The organism is Hymenobacter roseosalivarius DSM 11622, assembly GCF_900176135.1.
GTDB classification, from domain to species: Bacteria; Bacteroidota; Bacteroidia; order Cytophagales; family Hymenobacteraceae; genus Hymenobacter; species Hymenobacter roseosalivarius.
The window spans coordinates 48797-66193 of sequence record NZ_FWWW01000072.1; the positions used below are offsets into that span (position 1 = coordinate 48797).

General features: G+C 55.1%; 15 protein-coding genes and 1 pseudogene. 9 read left to right on the forward strand and 7 right to left on the reverse strand.

What is annotated here, in order from left to right:
• Nucleotides 1-124: 124 nt before the first annotated feature.
• Complete coding sequence (locus tag B9A24_RS12135) at nt 125-1864, reverse strand: APC family permease (RefSeq protein ID WP_084446216.1); 1740 nt, start codon at nt 1862-1864, stop codon at nt 125-127.
• 287 nt (nt 1865-2151) lie between these two features.
• Here B9A24_RS12135 and B9A24_RS12140 point away from each other — a divergent pair, with 287 nt between their 5' ends.
• Both B9A24_RS12140 and B9A24_RS12145 read left to right on the forward strand, forming a co-directional pair.
• Entirely contained in the window at nt 2152-3387 is a 1236-nt protein-coding gene (locus B9A24_RS12140; protein ID WP_084446217.1) for an acyl-CoA dehydrogenase family protein, read from the forward strand.
• Between the two features lie 244 nt (nt 3388-3631).
• The gene (locus tag B9A24_RS12145; RefSeq protein WP_084446219.1) at nt 3632-3967 is read left to right on the forward strand and encodes an HIRAN domain-containing protein; all 336 of its coding nucleotides are present in this window, start codon (nt 3632-3634) and stop codon (nt 3965-3967) included.
• Nucleotides 3968-4033: 66 nt separating this feature from the next.
• On the opposite strand, the gene B9A24_RS12150 is transcribed toward B9A24_RS12145, so the two are convergent.
• Entirely contained in the window at nt 4034-4495 is a 462-nt protein-coding gene (locus tag B9A24_RS12150; protein WP_084446221.1) for a DUF4268 domain-containing protein, read from the reverse strand.
• A gap of 360 nt (nt 4496-4855) precedes the next feature.
• Between B9A24_RS12150 and B9A24_RS12155 the strand changes: the two are divergent.
• The 4 genes and pseudogenes from B9A24_RS12155 to queG form a co-directional block, all read left to right on the forward strand.
• Nucleotides 4856-6384 (forward strand): annotated as a pseudogene (locus B9A24_RS12155) (cation:proton antiporter); the annotation flags it as partial.
• A 243-nt stretch (nt 6385-6627) separates the two neighbouring features.
• Entirely contained in the window at nt 6628-6846 is a 219-nt protein-coding gene (locus B9A24_RS22685; protein WP_234997234.1) for a cation:proton antiporter regulatory subunit, read from the forward strand.
• A 253-nt stretch (nt 6847-7099) separates the two neighbouring features.
• Nucleotides 7100-8155: a Holliday junction branch migration DNA helicase RuvB gene (gene ruvB / locus B9A24_RS12160; protein ID WP_084446223.1), complete on the forward strand. Its 1056-nt coding sequence runs from the start codon at nt 7100-7102 to the stop codon at nt 8153-8155.
• Between the two features lie 184 nt (nt 8156-8339).
• On the forward strand, nt 8340-9329 hold the full coding sequence (queG, locus tag B9A24_RS12165; protein ID WP_084446245.1) for a tRNA epoxyqueuosine(34) reductase QueG: 990 nt from the start codon (nt 8340-8342) through the stop codon (nt 9327-9329).
• Between the two features lie 44 nt (nt 9330-9373).
• On the opposite strand, the gene B9A24_RS12170 is transcribed toward queG, so the two are convergent.
• From B9A24_RS12170 to B9A24_RS12190, 5 genes are all read right to left on the reverse strand, one after another.
• Complete coding sequence (locus B9A24_RS12170) at nt 9374-9562, reverse strand: hypothetical protein (protein WP_084446225.1); 189 nt, start codon at nt 9560-9562, stop codon at nt 9374-9376.
• A 257-nt stretch (nt 9563-9819) separates the two neighbouring features.
• On the reverse strand, nt 9820-10701 hold the full coding sequence (locus B9A24_RS12175) for a ferritin-like domain-containing protein (RefSeq protein ID WP_084446227.1): 882 nt from the start codon (nt 10699-10701) through the stop codon (nt 9820-9822).
• A 23-nt stretch (nt 10702-10724) separates the two neighbouring features.
• Entirely contained in the window at nt 10725-11432 is a 708-nt protein-coding gene (locus B9A24_RS12180) for a ferritin-like domain-containing protein (protein ID WP_200813916.1), read from the reverse strand.
• Nucleotides 11433-11634: 202 nt separating this feature from the next.
• Complete coding sequence (locus B9A24_RS12185; RefSeq protein WP_084446231.1) at nt 11635-12630, reverse strand: ferritin-like domain-containing protein; 996 nt, start codon at nt 12628-12630, stop codon at nt 11635-11637.
• Nucleotides 12631-12678: 48 nt separating this feature from the next.
• Nucleotides 12679-13461, reverse strand: coding sequence for a ferritin-like domain-containing protein (locus tag B9A24_RS12190; RefSeq protein WP_084446233.1), 783 nt, complete (start codon nt 13459-13461; stop codon nt 12679-12681).
• 272 nt (nt 13462-13733) lie between these two features.
• On the opposite strand from B9A24_RS12190, the gene B9A24_RS12195 reads away from it, so the two are divergent.
• The 3 genes from B9A24_RS12195 (at nt 13734) to B9A24_RS12205 (ending at nt 17334) form a co-directional block, all read left to right on the forward strand.
• Entirely contained in the window at nt 13734-15242 is a 1509-nt protein-coding gene (locus tag B9A24_RS12195; RefSeq protein ID WP_084446235.1) for a BatD family protein, read from the forward strand.
• 201 nt (nt 15243-15443) lie between these two features.
• Nucleotides 15444-16523 (forward strand): chorismate synthase, encoded by a 1080-nt coding sequence (gene aroC / locus B9A24_RS12200; RefSeq protein WP_084446237.1) that lies wholly within the window; start codon nt 15444-15446, stop codon nt 16521-16523.
• 187 nt (nt 16524-16710) lie between these two features.
• Nucleotides 16711-17334 carry a NifU family protein gene (locus B9A24_RS12205; protein ID WP_084446239.1) on the forward strand — a complete coding sequence of 208 codons (624 nt, stop codon included), beginning with the start codon at nt 16711-16713 and terminating at the stop codon, nt 17332-17334.
• The last annotated feature ends 63 nt before the right edge of the window (nt 17335-17397 follow it).

The following is a 17397-nucleotide window of genomic DNA, read 5'->3' on the forward strand; positions in this document are numbered from 1 at the left end:
TTCTACTTCTAGTTCTAACGTAGTGAGCTATTCTGCCACTTCTGATCTAGACCTGGATTTAAAAGCTAGTTCCCCCTCTCCCTGGGAGAGGGGGCTAGGGGGTGAGGCCAATCATTGGGTTCTTCTAAATAATCAGCCGCACACCGCCCAACTCAGAAATATGGTAAGGAAACTGGTCGCCGGGCGAGCCGATGAACATGAAATTCTTAGGGATTTGCCATTCCCGTGACAGCTTATCAATGAGCTCGGGACCAAATTTGCCCTCCAGCGTTACAAAATCCACTTCAATCTGCTCATAGGCCCGATCCAGTACGTGGATGTCGGTGAGTAAGTCCTGCGGATACGTCTCGCCGGGCCGGAGCAAGGTTACAATTTTCAATTTGGTCGTAAACTCGTTTTCTACCACGTAAGCCATCACCTTATTGAGGTTGGAAACATTATCGCCCTTTGTAAAAAAAACGAATTCCTGCTGGTGCAATTCCCGCAGCATATGTCGCAGCTTGAGGCGGAGGAGCCGCGAAATGCGAGGCGATTGCTCAGCAAACGAGTTGGCGGCGGCCAGTATCAGATTCAGGATGCCGATGCGGTTCAGCATCACATAAATCAGCACCATAGCCGTCAGGAAGTACTGCAGGAACACAATCAGGTAGTCGGGGTGAATCTTGATGTTGCCGTACAGGGCCAGCAGAATGCTGACGAGCGCCAGCGTTACGGTAAAGATGCCCGCGTATACCGGCCGCGGTAGCTTAGGCCGCTTGCGCTTGAGCAAAAAATTACCCAGCGCGAAGAATGCCATTACCGCCAAAAACGAAATGGTATACACGCCCGACAACGGGCCCAGCTGCCCGTTGGTAATCAGCAGCACCGACACGCACAGCAGGAAGAAGGTGATGAGAATGATGTAGTTGCTCTCGCGCTTGTTTTCCTTTAAGAAGAATTGGGGCAGAATACGGTCCAGGGTCATACGCTTCATCAGGCCGCTTACCCCCACAAACGACGTGAGTACCGCCCCGCTGAGTACGGCCACCGCATCCACCGAAATCAGCGTGCCCAGCCAGGCGCCACCGGTAGTATTGCCCAAATGCGACAGCAGGGTTTCGGTATGCTCCCCAACCTCGCCCATGGGCAGGGCCGCTACGGCCAGAAAGGCAATAGCGGGGTTGAAGAAGCTCACCACTATCCACATATTGCGCAGGGTTTTGGCGAATACGCCCCTGGCCTGCTCCTCCACGAAGTTGGCGGAGCTTTCAAACCCCGAAATACCCAGCATAGCCGCGCTAAAGCCAAAAAACAACGCATTTGCGATGCTGCCGCCTTTCACGGGGAGGCTGAAATTGGCGGTGAGCGCATCAGTACCGTGAGTAGTTAAATACCAAATGGCACTGCCTACCAGCAAGGTAAGCGAGACAAGGTGAACCAGGAAGATGGCCACCGCCACCTTCGCCGACTCTGAGATGCCTAGAATAGTGAGCACCAGAAATAACCCCAGCAGCCCCAGCGTAGCCCAGATAATCGGCAGGCCATGCCACAATGTATGCAGATAATGCATGGCTTCACTGGCCGAAATAACCGCCGTAGCCATGTAGGAAAGAATGGTCAGACAGGCTGCTAAGGCCGCGTTGCGCTTACTGGTAGTGTTCAGCAGCACATTATACGCGCCACCATTCAGCGGTAGCGCGCCTACCACTTCGCCGTATATCTTCCGAAATAAGAACAGGACGGCGCCCACCATAAGTAGTGCAATCCAGGCGTATTGGCCGGCGTAGGCAATGGCCAAAGCCGATACATACAGGCACGAAGAAGAAATATCATTGCCGCAAATGGCAGTGGCTTCCAATTCGTTGAGCTTCTTCTCGTGACTCATAGGGGAGTAATGACGGGCTACAGAAACGACGAGCCGCAGTTGGTTAAGCTAATAACGGCTAAGCCGCCGCTGGGGGCATTTGGGCTAAGGTAGGCGAATAGGAGGCATTTATCCAATAGGCTTGGATTGGTGTCGATACGTTGGGGGGCTTTTTAGGGTAATTATTCCGAAGAAAAACCTTTGGGATGCAGCCTAAGCTCTGCCGCGAACCAAGCACATGATGAACCGGTTCTGCTAGTCGAAACCCTTATCTTTGAGCACCTACCCACCCCATTTATCTTCCTGTTATGTCTTCCCAAGCCGACGTCCTCTCGCCCGAATCCAAAGCCCATACCGCCCAGAAGGGCAGCACCAACGCCGCCGGCTTCACCGACTACTTCGACCTCGACGGCCTGCTCACCGAGGAGCACAAGCTTATCCGCCAGAGCATCCGTGACTTCGTGAAGCGCGAGATTTCACCCAGCATCGAAAAGTGGGCCCAGCAGGCGCATTTTCCGTCCGAAATCGTGCGCAAGTTTGGCGAGGTGGGCGCTTTTGGGCCTACCATCCCGGCTGAGTACGGCGGCGGCGGCCTCGATTATATCAGCTACGGCCTGATTATGCAGGAAATTGAGCGCGGCGACTCGGGCATGCGCTCTACGGCGTCGGTGCAGGGCTCCCTGGTGATGTTCCCCATTTATCAGTACGGCTCGGAGGAGCAGCGGCGCAAGTTTCTGCCCAAGCTGGCCTCGGGCGAGTGGCTGGGCTGCTTCGGCCTTACCGAGCCCGACCACGGCTCCAACCCCGCCGGCATGATGACCCGCCTGGAAGACAAGGGCGACTATTATGTATTAAATGGGGCCAAACTCTGGATTTCTAACTCCCCCGAGTGCCAGGTGGCCGTAGTTTGGGCCAAAAACGAAGAGGGCCGCATCAAAGGTGTCATCGTGGAGCGCGGCATGGAAGGCTTCACCACCCCCGAAATTCACAACAAATGGAGCCTGCGGGCCAGCACTACTGGCGAGCTGGTCTTCGACAACGTGCGCATCCCGAAGGAAAACGTACTGCCCAACGTGGAAGGACTAAAAGGCCCCCTGAGCTGCCTTGACTCGGCCCGCTTCGGGATTGCCTGGGGGGCAATTGGCGCCGCCATCGACTGCTACGAGTCGGCCCTGAAATATTCTTTGGAGCGCGAGCAGTTTGGCAAGCCCATTGCTGCTTTCCAATTGCAGCAGCGCAAGCTGGCCGAAATGATTACCGAAATCACCAAAGCCCAGCTTATGGCCTGGCGCTTAGGCGTGCTCAAAAATGAGGGTAAAGCCACCAGCGCCCAAATCAGTATGGCCAAGCGCAACTCCGTGAACATGGCCCTGCACATCGCCCGCGAAGCCCGCCAGATTCACGGCGGCATGGGCATCACCGGCGAATACCCCATCATGCGCCACATGATGAACCTGGAATCGGTGATTACCTATGAGGGTACGCATGATATTCATTTGCTCATTACGGGCGCGGATATCACGGGTATTCAGGCGTTTAAGTAAAAAGCGTGTTATATGAAAAGAGCAGTCATTCCTTAATTGGAGTGACTGCTCTTTTGATTGTAATGCACAATGAAGTTTTTATATGCGTGGCTAGCGTTCTGCGGCATAACACTTCTTTGGTATTTGGGTAGCGCTACAGGTATTGGCTGTGACGGCGGGTTATGTTTGCTTGGGCTTTTTAGTGTTTCTAGCAGTAAACCTATATTAGCCCATCTTTTACAAGTTATTCTCCTCGCCTGCTGCTATGGCTGCTGCCTCCTCTTCGCCCTTAGTGTTACTTGAATGTCTTATTGCGGGCACTTCACACCGTGAGGGCCTGAAGGCCTACGAGCCGAACCTGCAACTGAGCCAGGACCTAACCTTAGCCCGCGAAGCTGACAGCGCCTATGATGATTGGGCCGTGCGCGTATATACAGCCGGTTCTGAGCCAGTATGGCTAGGGTATTTGCCCGAAGGCCGTAACGAAACCGTTGCTCGCTTGCTCGACGCTGGGTTTGGGTTGGCTGGCCGTCTCACCCATAAAGCCTGGGAAGATGACTGGCTGTACCTGGAAATAGAAGTGCTGCTTTTAAGAGAGTAGGGAGATATAAATCTTTACTTCAGAAGCAAAAAAAGCCCCCCAGCATGCTTGGGGGGGGGTGGCCTGCTACCGCAACTCCTCAAACGCGTATTGTGCATCGCTCCAAAACGCATCCAGTGCAATCAGCCGGGGCTTGAAAAAGGAAATTAGCTGGGGCCAATCGTCGCGGCTATACAGGTTTACGGGCTGCAGCTCCTGATAAATGCGGCTAATGGGCTGGCCGTTGGCATCATGAGTTTCCAACTCCCATGTCCAGGCCTCGCCCACGGTTTCTTCCAGCATGGCTTTCAACTGCTGAAACTGCTCGAAGAACAGCTGCCGAATCTCCGCGTCCGCGTGGGTTAGCTCGATGGCGATGGAGGCGCGGCGGTTGTCGGCGTGCAGGCGGAAATACAAGTTTTTGAAGCCGGTTTTATAGTTGATCCAGTTGGTGGGCACGCCTTCGGCCGAGGGTACCGGAGCCATATACTGCCCAAATGTTGTCCAGAAGGCTTGGCGCAGCTGTGCTACTTCCGCTTTACTATACATTGCTGATATGTGTCACTTTTTGCGTCTTCAACAACTCCTGGTACGCAAATAGGTCATCAGCGGCTTATCAGCGTGTGGCCAATAAACATACGAAGTAGCGGTGCATCATATAGTGAGGCTAAAGCAGTATATGCTATGAAGAAAACAATAGGCCTAATATAACCTGATATCAGGCTTTTCTTACGGAAATAATTAGTTTTTGCCGGCCTCGCGGTAGTGCCAGATAAGGAAGCGTTACTCCCTATATTCAGCCGGTCCTTCCTGATGGGTTTATCGTTAACTAGGGTATTGGGGGGCAAAATTCAGGGAGCTTTATGCTAAAATTGCCCCCAGAGCCGGTTTCATCGTTGCCAGAAGCCTATGCACGTTCCCATATTTTCAGATGTAATCATTATCCTGCTGCTTTCAGTGGGGGTTATCCTGGTAGTGAATAAGCTGCGGCTGCCTTCCATTGTAGGATTTCTGGTCACGGGTATCGTGGCCGGCCCGTCGGCGCTCCGGCTGGTGAAGGCCCAGGACGATGTAGACATGCTGCCGAACTGGGCGTGATTCTACTCATGTTTACTATTGGTCTGGAGTTCTCGCTTTCCAGCCTCTCCCGGCTCAAGCGGGCCGTGTTTCTGGGGGGCAGTTTGCAGGTCGGCCTGACCATTGGTGCCACCTATCTGCTGGCCGTTGCCTTTAACTTTTCTGCCGCTGAGGCCGTTTTTCTGGGGTTTTTGCTTTCGTTGAGCAGCACAGCCATTGTCTTAAAGCTTCTCCAGGACCGGCTCGAGATGGAGTCTCCGCACGGACAAGTGACGCTGGCCATCCTCATTTTTCAGGATTTGATTGTGGTGCCTATGATGCTGCTCACGCCGATGCTGGCCGGCAAGGGCGCCGGTAATCCGTGGGCGGATCTGGCCTTGCTGGCGGGTAAAATTATCGGTGTGTTGGCGCTGGTTTGGTTTGGCGCGCGCTACATTATGCCGCGCCTGCTGTTCGTGGTAGCCCAGACGCGCAGCCGCGAGCTGTTCCTGCTCACTACTATTGGCACCTGTCTGAGCGTAGCCTGGCTGACCTCCACGGTGGGCCTGTCGTTGGCGCTGGGGGCCTTTTTGGCGGGCCTTATCATCTCTGAGTCGGAGTACAGCTACGAGGCGGTGAGCAATATTCTGCCCTTCCGCGAGATTTTCGCCAGCTTCTTTTTCGTTTCCATCGGTATGCTGCTGGATGTCCGGTTCTTCCTGGAAAATTCAGTCACTATCGTGCTCATTACGCTGGGCGTCATGCTAATCAAGCTGCTGCTTACCGTGGGCGCTGCCCTGGCGCTACGCCTGCCCATGCGCTCCGTACTGCTCGTGGGTCTGGCCTTGTGCCAGGTTGGGGAGTTTGCTTTTATTCTCTCCAAAGTTGGCCTGGAAGCCGGCCTCATGCAGGAGCAGCATTACCAGTATTTCCTGGCCGTTTCTATCCTCACCATGAGCCTGACGCCGCTGATCATGCTCGGTGCCGAGCCATTTACTACCTTCCTGCTACGCCTTCGCCTTTTCAAAACCTTGGATCAGGGCCTGCGCATACCAACCGAACAATTGCCCCCCGAGCAGGAACAGACCCTGAATGACCACTTAGTGGTAATGGGCTACGGGTTCAATGGTCGTAACCTCGTGAAAGCAGCCAAATACGCCAAAGTGCCTTACGTTATCATCGAAACGAACCCCATCACAGTGCGCCAGGAGCGGGAGCGGGGCGAGCCTATCTTGTACGGCGACGCCTCCCAGGAGCATGTGCTGGAGCAAGCCCACGTAGAGCACGCCCGCGTGATGGTAGTCGCCATTTCGGACCCGGCCAGCAGCCGGCGCATTGTGGTGGCGCTCCGCAAGATGAATCCGAATTCGTGTATTTTCGTGCGTACCCGCTATATCCACGAGATGGAGGAGCTGTACCGCCTGGGCGCCACCGAAGTAATTCCGGAAGAGCTGGAAGCCTCCATCGAAATCTTCTCGCGGGTGCTGGCCAAATACCTGGTGCCCATGCCCGAAATCGACAAGCTCATCGGCGAGCTACGCGCCGGCCGCTATGATATGCTACGCCGCCGCTCCCTCACCGAAGGCGAGTGGTCATCGATGCACGTATCACTGGCCGATGCCGAAATGTCGACTTTCAAGGTGTCACCCGAAGGGGAGCTGGTGGGCAAAACCTTATCCGAAACGGAGGTGCGCCAACGGTTCGGTATTAGTCTGCTCGCTATCCGGCGTGGGGGGCAAGTGTTGTATGAAATGACCGGGGATACGGTTATTGAACCCAATGACACGCTCTATATCTTCGGCCAGCCGGAGCGCGTGCAGGAGTTTGCCCGCAACGCGGATTAAGAATTTTTGGTCCTTTGCCCTTGCCCCAATTAAATCGTCATGCAGAGCGGAGCGAAGCATCTCGTGTGCTGATGAGAGGTTAGTAGTCCTGCTAAACACGCGAGATGCTTCGCTCCGCTCTGCATGACAGCTATTATGTAATTACTAACTATTTTAGCTATTATCTCCTGTGCTAAATATTTTTTACTAAAACGGGAAGCATTTCGCCCCCCAAAGCGTTACCTTTATTCAACGCCAAACCTAGTAGCCCGCTATGCGCGAAGCATTTCTCACCGGTGGCAACGACCACATGGACCCCTCCGAGAAGGAGATTGACAAGGCCCTGCGGCCCCTCAGTTTCTCCGACTTTACGGGTCAGCATAAAATTGTCGATAACCTGAAAATATTCGTGGCAGCTGCTCGTCGGCGCGGCGAAGCTCTTGACCACGTACTCTTGCACGGGCCTCCCGGTCTGGGCAAAACCACGTTGTCGCACATCATCGCGGCCGAGCTGGAAGCAGGTATCAAAATGACCAGCGGTCCGGTGCTCGACAAGCCTTCTGACTTGGCCGGCCTGCTCACCAATCTGGAGCCCAACGACGTGCTTTTCATCGACGAGATTCACCGCCTTAATCCCGTGGTGGAAGAGTACTTGTACTCGGCTATGGAGGATTACCGCATCGATATCATGCTCGATTCGGGGCCGAATGCGCGCTCGGTGCAGATATCCTTGTCGCCGTTTACGCTCATTGGGGCTACTACGCGCTCCGGCTTGCTGACCTCGCCGCTCCGTGCCCGTTTTGGTATCAATGCCCGCCTGGAGTACTACGATTCAGCCTTGCTGACCAGTATTGTGAAGCGCTCGGCCGAGATTTTACAAACGCCCATCCACGAGGATGCGGCCTTCGAAATTGCCCGCCGCTCGCGTGGTACGCCGCGTATCGCCAACAACCTGCTGCGCCGTACCCGCGACTTCGCCCAGATAAAAGGCACCGGCACCATCACCGTTGATATCGCCCAGTTTGCCTTGAACGCCCTCGACGTTGACCAGAATGGCCTCGACGAAATGGACGTGCGCATCCTGACGACTATCATCGACAAGTTCAAAGGTGGTCCGGTGGGCTTGAGTACTATTGCTACGGCTTGCTCCGAGGAGTCCGAAACCATTGAGGAAGTGTACGAGCCGTTCCTTATTCAGGAAGGCTACCTCAAGCGCACTTCGCGGGGCCGTGAGGCGACGGAAGCCGCCTACCGCCACTTGGGCAAGCTTATGCCTCAGCACCTGCGCGGCAACTCGCCCGGCGACTTATTTGGGGAGCAACCCGTTTAGTAAGTTGCTGCTAACGCAAATCAAAAGACCATTTGGAACGCACCGCCCACAGCGGTGCGTTTCTTTTTTCACCCGTACTTTACCTCAGCAAGGCACAAGCTTTACTTTGTCTCGGTAAGAGTTGTAGTTGGTTGCCGCCTTATCTTATCATCTGACCGTTAGCAGCGGCATTTTAGCGAATTCTGTGACCGTCGACGAATCCATCCAAAGCCGTAATGCTGCCTTTATCAAGTGTCGGGCGGCGGAATTGGGCTTTATGTATTGCGGCATCTCGAAGGCAGAGTTTCTGGAAGAAGAAGCCTACCGCCTCGAAAATTGGCTTAATCGCCAGATGCACGGGCAGATGGGCTATATGGCCAACCACTTCGATAAGCGCCTTGACCCGCGCCTGCTGGTAGAGGGCGCTAAGTCAGTGATTTCGCTACTGCTTAACTATTTCCCCGCCGAAGAAGACCAGCAGCCCGCCGACACGCTGCACATCAGCAAGTATGCCTACGGCCGCGACTACCATTTCGTCATCAAAGACAAGCTCAAAACCCTGCTGGCGGATATTCAGCAGGAAATAGGCGAGGTAGGCGGGCGGGTGTTCGTCGATTCGGCCCCGGTGATGGATAAGGTGTGGGCTAAGAAAAGCGGTCTGGGCTGGGTCGGCAAAAACTCCAACCTTATTACGCCAGGGGTGGGCAGCTTCTACTTCATAGCTGAGCTAATCGTGGACCTGGATTTGGCCCCCGATGGCCCCATCAAGGACTACTGCGGTACCTGCCGCAAGTGCATGGATGCCTGCCCCACTGATGCCATAGCGGAGCCTTACGTGGTGGATGGCAGCAAATGCATCAGCTACTTCACCATCGAGCTAAAAGACCAGATTCCGAGTGAGGTGGGGGGCAAATTAGGAAACTGGGTGTTTGGCTGCGACATCTGCCAGGATGTGTGCCCGTGGAACCGCTTCTCCAAACCCCACCAGGAGCCGCAATTCCGGGCGCATCCGCAGCTCAAGGAAATGAGCCCCACCGACTGGCAGGAAATCACGCACGAATTGTTTACAGAGCTGTTTCGGCAGTCGGCGGTGAAGCGCACGGGCTATGCGGGCCTTACACGCACTATTCAGTTCGTAAGTGAGCCGCAAATTTCTGTGGTTTATAAGGAAAAAGCCCCCCGCGAGGATGCCTGAACGGCTGCTCGCGGGGGGCTTTCTTGGGTACTGCTTCCTGTGCTCTAAGCGGCCTGAACAAACACGCGGTTAAGAATGCGCTGATAGATGCTGGCGAACTGCTCGTAGCACCAGGTTTTTAGTTGGGTCAACTCTTCCGGCACGAGCATGCGCAGGGCTTTGCGTAACTCCTTCTCAAATAGGATTTTGTCGAAGCTTACCTTGAACAGAATGGTTTTTGCATATTCTAACATTGCGATGAATAGGAATAAAGGTGGGTGGTGAAGGGTGGGAACGAAGGATATTGTATACGAAAGCCTGCATAAAAAGGCTTTCTCCAGGGACCAAAGCGTCACCTTATTTTTTAAAGTGTGCGACGCCTTAAAGGGATAGTATCAAAGATAATCTGCTACCCAACCCGGGCACAAGCTCAGGACTAAAAAAGAACGACATAAGTCGTTCTCTTGTTGCAATTTGAGTATTAAATCGACGTTAATAAGTAGTTGGCTGCCTAGTACGTAAAAAGACCGACTAGCGCGGCTGCGGTGGTGGCCGAGATCGGCTCATCGAAGGCTTCAGCCACCTTAGCCACAGTCACCACCGTATTCAGCGGAGCCTGATCGAAGGGTACTTGCCTGAGGCCAGCTATAAATTGATTAACCAGTTCCTCGCCTGCGTATACGGCATCCGTCTTGCCAGGCACCGCAACGCTGGTGTCGCTGGCACTCACCCAGTTCTTGACGTTCGCGCCGCGCGCGCGCCGCATACTGCGGATGTGAGAGGCATGACGGGCTTCCACGGAGTGAATGCGTAGGGCCGCTTCCAACAATGAGTTATCGGTTTGCAGGAAGCCTGCTTGTCCTTTATAAGCCCGCACACCAGCATCTTCCAGGGTTTGGGCTACTTGCAGGAAGGTATCGAAGTTAGTAAACACATCAGCGAATACGGCGGGTTGAGTGCTATTCTTACTGCCCGTGAAGTCGAAGCGGGGCTTGGCGGGCGGCGTGCCACCCGATGCCACAATGATGCGCTCCAGAAACCGCACATGCTGCTGCTCGTGGCGGTAGATGGTTTCAATAGCCAGGCGGGTGCCCGTTGGAAAGAAATTGGTAGGCACGCCAGGAGCGCCTGCCACTAGCCCCAGGGCACGGGCATAAAACTCGCTCTCCAGATATTCCAGCGTGAGCGCAAGGTTCAGGGAGTCGAGAATGGTGCGGATATCGCGGGCCTGGGCTGGCATAATGGCCGTACCAACTGCCAGGGGCAACGCTGCCAGCGCCGCCGTACGACCTAGTTGGCTGAGAGGGGCAAAAACTGCCCGCCGCGAGCTAAGCCGAGCATATAATGTAGGATCTACTTCGGCCAGATCGGCGAGGAGTTTGAGAATATTCATGGCGCGGGAGTAACCGAAGGAGCTTAGCTGGGCAGGCTGGCTGCCGAGATAGTAATGTTGAGAAAAGTATTCACTACGGCCAGCACCTGAACAGGTGTTTTAGCCGCATCGAGTCCGTCGAATTCGCCACCGGTATTGGCTACAACCTCGGCGGCAGCGAAGGAATTAGGCAGCAGCAGATCCCGGACCAAGGCTGCGTGGCGCGCTTCCACGGAAGCTATTTTGCCCGCCAGGCCCAGGTATACCGGGTCGGCGAAGAGTTTGCCGGCACCATTGTAGGCAGCTACACCCAGATCTTCCAGGGTTTGGGCGGCCGTCAGGACGCCCGCGCGCGTGGTAAGCGTGAAGGACGAAAAATTAAACGTAGCCGTGCCGATGGCGCTCGTGCCCAGTGCGAACTTGAAGAATTCGCGGTGTATAACTTCGTGGTCGCGCATATCCGTGAAGTAGGCGAGCTCGGTGGCCGGCATATCGGCCGGAGGCGCGGCTACTACTTTATCGTAAAAAGCAGCTTCCAATTGCTCCAGCAGATAAGCATAGTTGAGCAGGCCGGTATCGCCGGTACCGAGGGTAAACGCCTGTTCGGGCGTAACCTCCGGCGTCTCATCATCTTTCGCGCAGCCCGCAAATACCAGGGCCGATGAAGCGGCCGTAGCGCCGGCTACTCTGAAAAAAGTGCGCCGCCGCACCGGTCGCGCCGAAAACAGGCGAGTGAAAGAGGTAGAATTCATATGCATAGAAGCGAGAGAACAAAGCCAAAAAAGCCCCCCGGAAAGAATGATAGAGGCCGGAGAAGCAAAGATAGCCCGATAAGCCAACTCCGATTATAGACCAGATACTTTCAGGTTGCAAAGTGTTGCACGAGTCAGCCAAAAAACAAAAAAGGACGACCCAAAGGCCGTCCTTTTTAGAACTGATAAACGAAAGCAGCGATTAGATAAACGTGCTGCCGGTAACCACAAACGTGCGAGCGATGTCTGATACTACCGGTACGGGCAGTGCCTCATCGAAAGCCTCGGAGAAGGCCACCGCCGGGAAGTTTAAAGAAGCCAGAGCCGTCAGGAGGTTTACGCCTCCTTGGGTTACGTTGTCTTCAGCGGGGAAGGTGATAACAGCCGGCGTATAGGCTGGTGCAGCGCCCATAGCATATACCGGAGCCGTTTGGGCTGGAGCTGGTCCACCACCATCGGTACCGGATATCCAGCTTTTTGGTGAAGCACTACGGTCGGTGCCGGCAGCAGCCGTTTGCGAAGCGGCATTGTTCATAGCACCGGCACGACGCATCGTGCGGATACGCGAGGCGTGACGAGCTTCTACTGAGTGAATGTTCAGTGCGGCGGTCAGCACGTCTTTGTTGCTGGCCAGATACGGAGCACCGCCTTTGTAGGCCCGTACGCCAGTATCTTCCAAGGCCTGAGATACAGCCAGGAACACCGCAGGGGCCGTGAATACCGTCGCAAATGGGCCAGGAGTAGTACCACCTTTGGCACCCGTGAAATCAAAAGTGTTGGCGGGAGGCGCAGCAATAGCGTTGGTGCCGAGGGCCGTGCGCAGGAAGGCGACGTGGGCCATCTCATCATTACGGATTCTGTCCAGCGCTGCCAGGTTGGTAGCGCTAAAGCCAGCGCGGAAGGCAGTCTGGGCGGCAGTGGCTGTGGCCCCCATTGCTCCCAAGCCTCTGTTGTAAAAGTCAGCCTCCAGATATTCCAGCTTCAGGGCGAAGTTGAGAACATCATTTACGCTGGGAGCCATGCTGGTCTGTGCATACGCCTTATTTAGGACGGCACCAAAGGCCAAGGGTACTGCTGCCCCGGCTAGGGTTTTTCCCATGCCGCTCATGTGCTTGAAAATGCTACGGCGGGAGTCGAGACGATCGTATACCTCAGGGTCTACTTTCTCGATTTCAGAGATTATTTGGAAGATATTCATGCTACAAGGTCGAAGATTGAGTGAGGGTAAGGACTACAAGCGCCTGCATTAGACGAGGCCGGAAACATCCAGCTTCGAGCCTTCAGCCAGGAAGGTGTTAGCCGTTGCTGCAACTACTGCTGGTGTCTTTGATATCTCTAGGGCATCAGAGGTGAGGATGTCGGATCCTACGAAGTTGCCTTCCTGTAGCAAGTCGCGGATAACGGCGGCGTGACGGGCCTCTACCGAAACGATTTTGCCGGCCAGCAGCAAGTAGAGAGGGCCATTGCCAGTAGTAGAAATAAGCCGACCGGCACCGTTATAGGCCGATACACCTAAGTCTTCGAATGCCTTGGCGGCACCCAGTACGCTCGCCCGATCATTGAAGTTAATAGTGCTGAAATTTGGGGTCAGATTTTTAATAATGCCCGTAGGAGCTGCGCTCGTAATAGCGGCTTTAAAGAACTCACGGTGAATTACTTCGTGATAATAAAGGTCGTCCAGAATCTGACGCTCTGCACTGCTAGCGTTCAGACCAGTGTAGTAAGTGCCGGTCCGGACCTGCGTATAAAAAGCGGCTTCGAGCTGCTCCAGGGAGTAAGCATAGTTCAATACACCTACATCACCACTACCTACATTAACCAAGGTAGAGCCAGGGGTAGTAGGGGGTGTGGGGGTTGTAGGCGGCTTGGGATCTGCGAACACCTCGTCATCATCGCAGCCTGAGAGGAGGAGTGCGGTAGCACCAGCAGTAGCGCCGGCATACATGAAGAATGAGCGACGCTTGATGGGCACGTAGAGCGGCTTATCAAAGCCAGTGTCGTCTCCGCCTGCTTTGGTGATTTTGGACATGAGAAAAAAATTAGGGTGAAGAGAGAAAGAGGGTAGATAATAGCTCTTCTGCCCGCCCGCAGGGGGGCGTTTTTGTAATAAACTTAGAAGAAGAGATTATTTAGATGTCACTTACGGCTCAGGTCTACTTATGGATTGTTTTTCGTTGTATTTTTTCAATCTATTTTTTGTAAACTAATTCTGGCAAGACCACGGGACAGCGGTGTAGTGAGGTCCTACGGATAGAAAAAACCCACTTTCTGCGTAGCTTTGGCAGCTTGTGATGCGTAGCTATGGTAAGTCGCTGGGTTGCTCTCTGGGGGGCTTTTTTTTGGATTCTGCTATTGGGGGCGGGCGTACAGGCGCAGACTCCGGCTCCGCGGGCACGCATCATTCTGGGCAAAGCGGATTTTCCCATCAATGAATACTATACCATCAGCTTCAGCCTGAGTGGGGCGCCACTTGAGCGCTACTCGGCTTTTCCTGACCTGGAAGGCTTTAAAAAAAGCGGCAAATCGAGTACGACTACCACCCGCATCGTGAATGGGCAAAGCTCGTCGGAGCTGACCATCACGCAGCGCTACGCAGCGTATGATGAAGGCGAGTTTGTGGTGAAACCCTTCACGATGACCGTCAATGGACTGACCGTACGCTCGGTGGGGGCCACCCTGACGGTGAAGCCGCAGCCTGCTGCCGCCTCGGCAACAGCTCCTGCCCCGGCTCCGGCCCCGGCGCAGGAGCCGGCAGGTATCGGGCTGCTGGATCAATTGTTTGGCAAGCCCAAGCCCCAGGAATATGTAGAGCCCAAAGACAACGCTTTTCTGGCCCTGGTACCCGATAAAACGACCATTTTTACCGGCGAAGGCGTGCATATTGGGCTGTACTTCTACCTCACGCCCACCGACCAGGGCCTGCTGGCCTTTCACAACTTTGCCGGCCAGCTTCCCGGCATCGTGCGCCAGCTACGCCAACCCGCAGCCTGGGAAGAGCCCTTTGACGAGCAGGAGATTTATCCCGAAACGGTAGTGGCGGGGGGCAAAACCTACTTGCGCTACCGTTTATACGAGGCGGAGTTTTATCCGCTGAATGCCCAGCCTTTGGTATTTCCGGAGGTGGCTTTACAAATGGTAAAGTACCGCATAGCCAAAAAGCCCGAAGCGGGCCTCGATAATCGCCTGGCAGGCTACAAAACCTACCGCACCACGGCCCGCACTATTCCGGTACGAGTGCTGCCCCCTCACCCGCTCCGCGACCAGGTGCCGGTGGGCAATTATCAGTTGCGGGAAGCCATCGACCGCACCGCTTTCCGTACCGGGCAAGCATTCACCTACTCGTTCGTCGTGGAAGGCGAGGGTAACCTGACCACGCTAAATGCCCCCCAGTTGCCGCAGCCCCGGCCAGGGCTGGAAATCTATGGCCCCGACGTGCAGCAGGAGCTAACCCGCCAGGGTGGAAGGGTAGGAGGCAGCAAACGGTTTCGCTACCGCCTGGTGCCAACCAAGCCGGGGCTAGTGTCTCTTGATAGTCTGTTTTCACTTATCATATTTAATCCGACTACGGCCCGCTACGATACATTGCGGGCCGAAATTGCCCCCCAGGTGCAGGGACAGATGCAAGCTGGCGCCACCTTTCACGCCCGGCCCGACGATCCTTTTTACCAACAGGTACTTACCTCCGCCGACAATAGCTTGCAACCGGTAGATGCGTATGCTTCCGTGCGCCGCTACGCCAATATTATTCTGGGTGCGCTGCTCACTCTGGCGGGGATAGGCTGGTGGCGCGGCCGGCGCGCAGAGCCGTAGCGCTGGGCGAAACTCAAACCGGCGCGGGCTCAGGCATTTCCAGCAATAGTTTTATCTGTAAAGCTAAACTAAACGGGCGCCGTATCGGGCCGAATCGGCCGCTGCGTTGTTGGTAGCCGCATTGGACGCGTAGTTAGTAGCTTTGAAGCCACAAAACGATCGGACTTCTAAGGTCTGGCTCCTAATCACAGGCTTTTATATATGAGTAACTCTTTTGGTAAACTATTTCGGATCACCACCTTCGGGGAGTCGCACGGCGTTGGGATAGGCGTGATAATCGATGGCTGCCCGGCCGGTCTAGCCGTGACGGCCGATACGATTCAGACGGCGCTGGATCGGCGGCGGCCCGGCCAGTCAGACCTGACCACACCCCGCAGCGAGGCCGATAAAGTTGAGATTCTGTCCGGGTTGTTTGAAGGTAAAACGACCGGCACGCCCATAAGTCTGCTCATTCGCAACCAGGATCAGGCCAGCCACGACTACGCCCACGTAGAGCACGCCTATCGCCCGTCGCACGCCGACTACACCTATGATATGAAGTACGGTCGCCGCGACTACCGGGGCGGGGGCCGCAGCTCGGCCCGCGAGACGGCGGCGCGCGTGGCAGCTGGTGCCGTAGCCGCTCAGCTGTTAGCTCATTACGGCATTGTGGCTCAAAGCTATGTGTCGCAGGTGGGGGCAGTAGCCGTGCCGGTTGGTTATGAGCAGCTTGATTTGAATCTGATTGAAAGTAATGCCGTACGCTGCCCCGACCCAGCTACGGCAGAGCGAATGATGAGCCTCATCCGCCAGACCCGCGACCGGCAGGATACCGTGGGCGGGATAGTAACGGGTGTGGTGCGCGGAGTGCCCGCCGGCTTGGGTGAGCCCGTATTTGATAAGCTGCACGCTGAGCTGGGCAAAGCCATGCTCAGCATCAACGCCGTGAAGGGCTTTGAATACGGTTCGGGGTTTGCGGGCACATTGCTATTTGGCTCGGAGCACAACGATGCCTTTTATACCGATGAAGCCGGCGCCGTGCGAACCCGCACCAACCACTCAGGGGGCATTCAGGGGGGCATTTCTAACGGGCAGGATATCTATTTTCAGGTGGCTTTCAAGCCCGTAGCTACCATTTTGCAGCCCCAGACGACTATCAACGACCAAGGCGAGGAAATTACGCTGGCCGGCAAAGGTCGGCACGACCCGTGCGTGCTACCCCGGGCCGTGCCCATCGTCGATGCCATGACGAATTTGGTGTTGGCCGATATGCTGCTACGCAGCCGGGCTAATAAAGTATAACGTAGTAACAGCATACAATAGAGAACAGCATATACTAGAGAAAGAGAAGCAGCCACAGCATTCCCTGGCGTTTTGGTATCTTTGCAACATCCGCGGGAGTAGGTGGTTTTAGCTTTAACAGGCTAGCAATTCGCCGCCAACCTGCGTACTTTCTCTTCGTATTTTCGCTATTAAGTCCTTCAACCCCATGGCTGAACTAACTGCCCCGGCCGCTCCGGTTTCTATATACGCCGAAGCCAGCCCCAATCCCGAATCCATGAAATTCGTGCTCAACACCCAGTTCCTCAGCGAAGGGGTGAGCGTGGATTATCCCAACCTAGAGGCCGCGACCAACTCGCCTCTGGCTCAGGAGCTGTTCAACTTCGACTATGTAGGTCGGGTGTTTATCGCGGCCAACTTCGTCACTATCACCAAGACCACCGAACACCAATGGGCACATCTTATTCCGGAGCTTCGCAGCTTCCTGAAGTCGTACGTAGAGTCGGGCGGGCCGGTATTCCTCGTCGACCCGGCGGCCGCGCAGAAGGCCGCCCAGGAAGTAGCCGCCAGCGGCAGCCACTCGGAGGAAGATCAGCAGACGAGCCAGAAAATCATTGATCTGCTCGATAACTACGTGCGCCCCGCCGTGGAGCAGGATGGAGGCAACATTACCTTCAAAAGCTACCAGGACGGCATCGTGACCGTGAACCTGCAAGGCTCGTGCTCCGGTTGCCCATCCGCCACTGTTACGCTCAAGTCGGGTATCGAAAATCTGCTGAAGCGCATGGTGCCTGAGGTAAAAGAAGTAGTAGCTGAAGGCATCACGATCTAACAAATTCGGTAGCTGCCAATATAAAAAAAGCCNCACACTACTACGGTACGGTTACGGTTACGT

What these genes read in the sequence shown, in the direction of transcription:
- aroC (WP_084446237.1), top strand. Translation starts at nt 15,444, where the DNA reads ATGAGTAACTCTTTTGGTAAACTATTTCGGATCACCACCTTCGGGGAG.
- B9A24_RS12145 (WP_084446219.1), top strand. Translation starts at nt 3,632, where the DNA reads ATGGCTGCTGCCTCCTCTTCGCCCTTAGTGTTACTTGAATGTCTTATT.
- B9A24_RS12150 (WP_084446221.1), bottom strand. Translation starts at nt 4,495, where the DNA reads ATGTATAGTAAAGCGGAAGTAGCACAGCTGCGCCAAGCCTTCTGGACA.
- B9A24_RS12135 (WP_084446216.1), bottom strand. Translation starts at nt 1,864, where the DNA reads ATGAGTCACGAGAAGAAGCTCAACGAATTGGAAGCCACTGCCATTTGC.
- B9A24_RS12180 (WP_200813916.1), bottom strand. Translation starts at nt 11,432, where the DNA reads ATGAATTCTACCTCTTTCACTCGCCTGTTTTCGGCGCGACCGGTGCGG.
- B9A24_RS12195 (WP_084446235.1), top strand. Translation starts at nt 13,734, where the DNA reads ATGGTAAGTCGCTGGGTTGCTCTCTGGGGGGCTTTTTTTTGGATTCTG.
- ruvB (WP_084446223.1), top strand. Translation starts at nt 7,100, where the DNA reads ATGCGCGAAGCATTTCTCACCGGTGGCAACGACCACATGGACCCCTCC.
- B9A24_RS12170 (WP_084446225.1), bottom strand. Translation starts at nt 9,562, where the DNA reads ATGTTAGAATATGCAAAAACCATTCTGTTCAAGGTAAGCTTCGACAAA.
- B9A24_RS22685 (WP_234997234.1), top strand. Translation starts at nt 6,628, where the DNA reads ATGTCGACTTTCAAGGTGTCACCCGAAGGGGAGCTGGTGGGCAAAACC.
- B9A24_RS12185 (WP_084446231.1), bottom strand. Translation starts at nt 12,630, where the DNA reads ATGAATATCTTCCAAATAATCTCTGAAATCGAGAAAGTAGACCCTGAG.
- B9A24_RS12175 (WP_084446227.1), bottom strand. Translation starts at nt 10,701, where the DNA reads ATGAATATTCTCAAACTCCTCGCCGATCTGGCCGAAGTAGATCCTACA.
- B9A24_RS12140 (WP_084446217.1), top strand. Translation starts at nt 2,152, where the DNA reads ATGTCTTCCCAAGCCGACGTCCTCTCGCCCGAATCCAAAGCCCATACC.
- B9A24_RS12205 (WP_084446239.1), top strand. Translation starts at nt 16,711, where the DNA reads ATGGCTGAACTAACTGCCCCGGCCGCTCCGGTTTCTATATACGCCGAA.
- B9A24_RS12190 (WP_084446233.1), bottom strand. Translation starts at nt 13,461, where the DNA reads ATGTCCAAAATCACCAAAGCAGGCGGAGACGACACTGGCTTTGATAAG.